Genomic DNA, 6,713 nt, shown 5'->3' on the forward strand with positions numbered 1-6,713 from the left:
ATGGCGATCATGGTGCCGCCGGGCGGGAGTTGTTGCATGAGGGTGGCGCGGGCGGCGACCAGTCGGGTGGCGTCCGGCAGGGTGAGGACGCCTGCCGCGTGGGCGGCGGAGATCTCGCCGATGGAGTGCCCGGCGAGGTAGTCGGGTCGTACGCCGAGGCTCGTCAGTAGCGTGAACAGGGCGGTGTGGTAGGCGAAGAGTGCGGTCTGGGTGTAGAGGGTCTGTCCCAGCAGTTCGGTGTCGTCGCCGAACATGACCTCGCGCAGCGGGTGTTGCAGGTGCGGGTCCAGGAGTGCGCAGACCTCGTCGAGGGCTTCGGTGAAGACGGGGTAGGTGTCGTACAACTCCCGTCCCATGCCGATGCGTTGTGACCCCTGTCCGGAGAACAGGAACGCCACCTTCGGCGTGTTCACCGCCGTACCACGGACAAGGTGCGGCGCCTGTTCGCCGTCGGACAACGCGGCCAGCCCGGCGAGCAGTTCCGCGCGGGAGGTGCCGACGATGCCCGCGCGGTGCTCGAAGGCGCTGCGGGTGGAGGTGAGCGAGGACGCGAGATCGAGCAGATCGGTGTCCGGAGCCGCGTGCAGGTGGTCGGCCAGTCGCGCGGCCTGGGCGCGCAGCGCAGCCTCGCCGCGCGCCGACACCAGCCAGGAGAGCGGTCGGCCGGTGACCGGGGCGACGGCATGGGGCCGGGTGTCGGGCACAGCCCTGCGCCGGGGAGGTTCGGTCACCACGAGATGGCAGTTGGTGCCGCCCATGCCGAAGGAACTCACCCCTGCGATGAGCTTCTTGCGCGGGTTCGGCCACGGGGTGAGGCCGGTCTGGACCCGCAGGCCCAGCTCGTCCAGGGGGATCGCGGGGTTGGGCGTGGCGAAGTTGAGGCTCGGCGGCAGTCTCCGGTGTCGGATGCTCAGGGCGACCTTGAGCAGACCGACGATGCCCGCGGCGCCTTCGAGATGGCCGACGTTGGTCTTGGCCGAGCCGACGGCCAGAGGCCGGTCCGGGGTGCGGTGTACGCCGATCGCCGCACCGAGCGCGGAGGCCTCGACGGGATCGCCGACGGGCGTCCCGGTGCCGTGCAACTCGACATACTGGACCGCGTCGGGCAACACCCCCGCCTGGGCGTGTGCGGTTCGGACGACCTCCGCCTGGGCGGTGGGGCTCGGCACGGTCAGCCCGTCGGTGGCACCGTCGTTGTTGACGGCGGTGCCCCGGATCACGCACACGATGTCGTCGCCGTCGCGCAGCGCGTGGTCCAGCGGCTTGAGGACGACGATGCCGCCGCCCTCGCCGCGGACATAGCCGTTGGCCCGCGCATCGAAGGTGAAGCAGCGCCCGTCCGGGGACAGTCCGCCGAAACGGGCGGCGCCCAGGGCGCTTTCGGGGGCCAGGTTCAGGTTGACGCCCCCGGCGAGCGCGAGGTCGGCCGCGCCGGTCCGCAGGCTCTCGACGGCGAGGTGCACCGCCACGAGCGCGGACGACTGCGCGGTGTCGACGGCCATACTGGGACCCCGCAGACCGAGCGCGTAGGACACCCGGTTGGCGATGATGCTGCGGTGCAGTCCGGTGACCGAGTGCCGGCCCACCGCCGGGAAACCGTACCGGTGAAGGAGTTTGGCGTAGTCGTCCCAGATGGCGCCGACGAACACGCCCGTACGGCTGCCCGCCAGCCGGGACGGGACGATACCGGCGTCCTCCAGGGCCTCCCAGCTCAGCTCCAGCACGAGTCGCTGCTGCGGGTCCATGGCGGCGGCCTCACGCGGCGAGATACCGAAGAAGGCGGGGTCGAACCCGTCGACACGGTCGAGGAAGCCACCGCGCCGGGTGCGGTCCCAGTCGCCGTCCGGGTCTTCCTCGTCGGTGGGGACCTCGCCCGCCCAGCGGTCGGGCGGCACTGTCGACACCGCGTCGGTGCCGTCCCGCAGCAGCCGCCAGAAGGCGGCGACGTCCTGGGCGCCGGGGAGTCGGCACGACAGCCCGACGACGGCGATCGGCCTGTTGCCATCCGTGCCACCGTGCCGCCGTTCCGGCTCGGTCGGCTCGGGTGCGGAATCGGACCTGGGCTCCATGGCGCTCGACCACCCCTCGTCGTCGCTGCACGTGCTGTCTGCGGCTGGCCGCAGCGCACGCCGGCTGCGGCCGGCTGTGCCGCACCGAACGATCAGGCTCAGGCCGTCGGCTAACGACGTCCTTGCCTTGCCCTAAAGCACCCGACCTCCGCCCCCCGGTGGGAGTGAGCCCCCACGTCCCATCGGGCGGGCCTAAGCGACGCTTCAGACCCCACGACGACGATGGACCGCCCGTGCGCCCCGGGACCGCGTCGGGCCGCCAGGGGAGAGGAAGGGAACCGTCATGAGCCTGAGGCTCTGGCTCGGCAAGGCCGGCGTTGCCGCGGTCCGGCTGCTCGCCCATCTCGGCACCGCGAGTTTCTTCGTCGTGGGGCCGCTGCCCGGCGTGCACTACCGCGACCCCGAAGCCGACCCCGCCGTGCCGGAGACCTGGCCACCGGGCGCGGCACACGGCCCGTACGGTGGCGGCGGCCGGATCCAGGAGCCACCGGCCGGCCATCCGGAGCGGCACAGCGCGACGCCGGCGACCCCGGTCGAGCGGCAGCTGTGGGCCGCGCTCGGCGTCGACGTGGACCGTACCGGAAGGTGACGGACCGTCATATTCACTGCCGAGCACCGGTTTTAGCCGTACGAAGGGCTGTCGTTAGCGCGTCGTCCTAGCGTCGGGGCGTTTCTCCAGGCGTGCGACGACGGTGAGGATGCGGCATGGCGGACTTCACGATGACCATCGGCGGCGAGGGCGTGACCTCGACGGGGACGTTCGGCGTCGTCAACCCGGCGACCGGTGAGGTGTGGGCCGAGGCCCCGGACTGCTCGCCCGGTCAGCTGGACGAGGCGCTGGGCGCGGCGCGGGACGCACAGCCCGGGTGGGCCGCCGACCAGGCGGCGCGCCGGACCGCGCTGCACGCGGCGGCGGACCTGCTGATGGCACGGGTCGCGGACATCGCGCCGGTGCTGACCGCCGAACAGGGCAAGCCGCTGAAGGAGGCGGCCGAGGAGGTCTTCGGATTCGGGTACTGGCTGAAGTACTTCGCGGACCTGGAGCTGCCCCGGGAGATCCTCCAGGACGACGCGAGCGCGTTCGTTGAGGTGGTACGGCGGCCGGTCGGGGTGGTTGCCGCCATCACCCCGTGGAACTTCCCCCTGGTGCTCGCCTCCTGGAAGGTGGCGCCCGCGCTCCTCGCGGGGAACACCGTGGTGCTCAAGCCCTCGCCGTACACACCGCTGGCCACACTGAAGGCCGGTGAACTCCTCGCGGAGGTGCTGCCGCCGGGTGTGCTCAACGTGGTGAGCGGTGGCGACGAACTGGGCGCCCGGCTCACCGAGCACGAGATCCCGCGCAAGATCAGTTTCACCGGCTCGGTCGCCACCGGCAAGACCATCGCCGCGGCGGTGGCACCGGACCTCAAGCGGATCACCCTGGAGCTCGGCGGTAACGATCCCGCCATCCTGCTGGACGACATCGACCCGGAGTCGGTCGCCGACCGTCTCTTCACCGCCGCCTTCGCCAACAACGGCCAGGTCTGTGCGGCCGTGAAGCGGGTCTACGCCCCTCGGTCGCTGTACCCGCGGGTGGTGGAGGCGTTGGCGGAGCGGGCGCGGCGGGCGAACGTGGGAGACGGCACCCAGGAGGGCGTGGAGCTGGGCCCGGTCAACAACCGGCGGCAGTTGGAGCGCGTCACCGGGCTCGCGGAGCAGGCGCGAGCGGGCGGGGCGCGTCTGCTCGCCGGCTCGGCGCCCACCGGGGCGGGCTTCTTCTTCCCGCCGACGATCGTGGACGGCGCCGTGGACGGTGCTCCCGTCGTGGACGAGGAGCAGTTCGGCCCGGTGCTGCCGGTCGTGCCGTACACGGACGTCGATGACGCCCTCGACCGGGCCAACGGGACGAAGTACGGGCTGTCGGGCTCGGTGTGGGGTGCCGACCCGGACCGCGCCGCGGCCGTGGCGGCCCGGCTGGAGTGCGGCACGGCCTGGGTCAACACCCACTTCGCCCTCGGGCCGCACCAGCCTTTCGGCGGCCACAAGTGGAGCGGCGTGGGGACCGAGAACGGTCTGTGGGGCCATCACTCCTTCACCGAGCTGCAGGTGCTGCACCGCGCGCGGTCCTGACCTCCGGTGCGGACCGGTCAGCCGCCCCGTACGGCGTCCGCGTGGCCGGACTGCATCCCGTCGGTGAGCAGCGTCAGGATGCGCCGGGCGCGTTCGCGGTCGGAGTACTGCGCGGCCCAGCCGATGGCGGCGGCGGCGGTGAAGAGGTCCTCGGCGTCCACGTCCGGCCGGACCTCTCCCGCGGCCTGGGCGCGTTCCAGCAGCCGGGAGGCCGATTCGTGCATCGCCGCGCACGAGCCGTGCAGTTCGGAATGGACGTCGTGCAGGGCGGCCAGCACGGAACCGGGCAGACCGTGAAAGGTGCCGGAGCCGGCTGCGAACCGCTGGAGCCACGCGGCCAGCGCCTCGCCTGGGGACGCCGCCGTGAGGGACTCGTCGGCGGCGTCGGCGAGCGCGTTGAGCCGGTCGCTGAGCACCGCCTGGACGAGGGCCTCGCGGGTGGGGAAGTGCCGGTACAGAGTGCCGATACCCACCCCGGCGCGGCGTGCGACATCCCGCAGGGACGCCTCCAGCCCCTCCTCGGCGAGGACTGTGCGGGCCACCGCGAGGAGGTTGTCGCGGTTGCGGCGGGCATCGACGCGCATGCCGCCCTCGGCCGGGGTCGATGGCGTGCGGCCGCCCGGGGCCGAGGCTCCCGCCGTGCCGCGGGACGAGCCCGCACCGTCGGCCGGACCCGAGGCCGCGCCTTGCTTGTCACTCATGGCACCTCGCTCGGTTGAGAATCGGAGCGGCGCTCCGTATAGTCATCAGGAGCACCGCTCCGTTTTATCGGAGCAGTGCTCCTCATCCTACATAACCTCCAGGTCGACACTCATAGGGAGACCGACCCATGGCAGCGGAGAGCACCACCAGCCCACCGGACACCGGACGGGAACCCTTCTCGCCCGAGCTCCGCAAGGTGATCGCGGTGACCACCCTCGGCGCGTTCATGACCTTTCTCGACTCCACGATCGTCAACGTCGCGCTCCAGACACTGACGATCAAGATGGACGCCTCGCTGTCGACCATCCAGTGGCTGGTCACCGCCTATCTGCTGGCGATGGCCGCGGTCATCCCCATCAGCGGCTGGCTCGGCATGCGGCTCGGCGCCAAGCGGGTCTTCATCGCGGCGATCACCCTGTTCACCCTCGCCTCCCTGGCCTGCGGGCTCGCCACCTCGATCGATCAGCTGATCGTCTTCCGCACCATCCAGGGCATCGGCGGCATCGCCGTCCCGGTGAGCCAGGCGATCCTGGTCCGCGCGGCCGGACCCCGGCTGATGGCCCGCGTGATGAGCGTCAGCGGTATCCCCGTCATCATGGCGCCGGTGATCGGCCCGACCGTCGGTGGACTGCTGCTCCAGCACGTCGGCTGGCGGTCGATCTTCCTGGTCAACATCCCGATCGGGATCATCACGGTGCTGCTCGCCCTGTGGCTGCTGCCCGCCGACGCGGCCGCGCAGCCGGGCCGGCTCGACGTGCCGGGTCTCGTGACCATCGTCGGGTCCAGCGTCGCGCTCACCTACGGGCTCGCCGAGATCGGCAACTCCGGTGACGCCGGCTCGCCCAAGGTGGTGGTCTCGCTCGTCGCGGGCGTCGCGCTCCTCGTGGCCTTCGTGGTCGTCTCCCTGCGCAGCGCCAAACCCCTGCTGGACATCAGGCTGTTCAAGGGCCGGCTCTACACCGCGGCCTCTCTCACCAACTTCTTCATGGGCGCGCTGAGTCTGGGTGCCGTCATCCTCATGCCGCTGTACTTCCAGGTCGTCCGCGGCGAGGACGCGGTCAACACCGGTCTGCTCCTGATTCCGCAGGGCGTGGGCGTCGCCATCGCCATGTGGCGGGTGGCCCGCTTCGTGGACAAGTTCGGCAGCGGTCCGGTCGCCCTTGTCGGCGGTCTCATCAGCATCGCCTCGACCGTGCCGTTCGTGGTGATCGGCGCGCACACCTCGTACTGGTGGATCGGAGCGGCCATGGTGGTGCGCGGTTTCGGCATCGGCACCTGCGCCGTGCCGGCGGTCACCGCGGCCTATCGAGCCGTGTCGATGATGAAGATCCCGGACGCCACGGTCCAGCTCAACATGGGCCAGCGGATCGGTGGTTCGCTCGGCGCGGCGATCCTCGCGGTCGTCCTCCAGAAGCAGCTGCAGGACGCCCACTCCTCGGGCGACCAGGCGCACGGCTTCGGTGTGGCCTTCGGCTGGGTGCTGGCCATCGGCGTGGCGGCGACCCTGCCGGCGGTCCTCCTCGCCGTGGCCGAGCGCCGGAACGCGGCCGCAGCCGCCGCAGCAACCCCGGCGGCACCTGCCGGATCCCTCAATGAGGCCCGCAAGGCCTGATCCCGCCCCCTGGGCGGGGCGTGCGGGACGGGGCGCCAATCCCCCGGGCGGACTCGTCCGCAACGCCCTCGGCGGGGGGGGGGGGGGGGGGGGGGGGGGGGGGGCGGCGGCCGGGGGGGGGGGGGGGGGCGGGGGGGGGGGGGGCGGGGGGGGTGGGGGGGGTGGTGGCGGTCGCCGTGACCGTCGGCTTCGCGGTCGGGGTGGCCGTCGCGGTCGGGGTG

At 72.2% G+C, this 6,713-nt stretch carries 5 protein-coding genes; 3 read left to right on the forward strand and 2 right to left on the reverse strand.

Annotated elements, in window-relative coordinates:
• On the reverse strand, positions 1–2,069 hold a 2,069-nt coding region (locus tag ACFY0P_RS23685), incomplete at its 3' end, for a type I polyketide synthase (protein ID WP_388916423.1).
• A gap of 283 nt (positions 2,070–2,352) precedes the next feature.
• Here ACFY0P_RS23685 and ACFY0P_RS23690 point away from each other — a divergent pair.
• Positions 2,353–2,658 carry a DUF6059 family protein gene (locus ACFY0P_RS23690; protein ID WP_388916426.1) on the forward strand — a complete coding sequence of 102 codons (306 nt, stop codon included), beginning with the start codon at positions 2,353–2,355 and terminating at the stop codon, positions 2,656–2,658.
• A gap of 116 nt (positions 2,659–2,774) precedes the next feature.
• Positions 2,775–4,178 (forward strand): aldehyde dehydrogenase family protein, encoded by a 1,404-nt coding sequence (locus ACFY0P_RS23695; protein WP_388916429.1) that lies wholly within the window; start codon positions 2,775–2,777, stop codon positions 4,176–4,178.
• A gap of 17 nt (positions 4,179–4,195) precedes the next feature.
• Here ACFY0P_RS23695 and ACFY0P_RS23700 read toward each other — a convergent pair whose 3' ends face one another.
• The gene (locus ACFY0P_RS23700; protein ID WP_388916432.1) at positions 4,196–4,879 is read right to left on the reverse strand and encodes a TetR/AcrR family transcriptional regulator; all 684 of its coding nucleotides are present in this window, start codon (positions 4,877–4,879) and stop codon (positions 4,196–4,198) included.
• Positions 4,880–5,007: 128 nt separating this feature from the next.
• On the opposite strand from ACFY0P_RS23700, the gene ACFY0P_RS23705 reads away from it, so the two are divergent.
• Positions 5,008–6,492: an MDR family MFS transporter gene (locus ACFY0P_RS23705; protein WP_388916435.1), complete on the forward strand. Its 1,485-nt coding sequence runs from the start codon at positions 5,008–5,010 to the stop codon at positions 6,490–6,492.
• The last annotated feature ends 221 nt before the right edge of the window (positions 6,493–6,713 follow it).

It is taken from the genome of Streptomyces sp. NPDC001714, from assembly GCF_042892755.1.
Classification (GTDB): domain Bacteria; phylum Actinomycetota; class Actinomycetes; order Streptomycetales; family Streptomycetaceae; genus Streptomyces.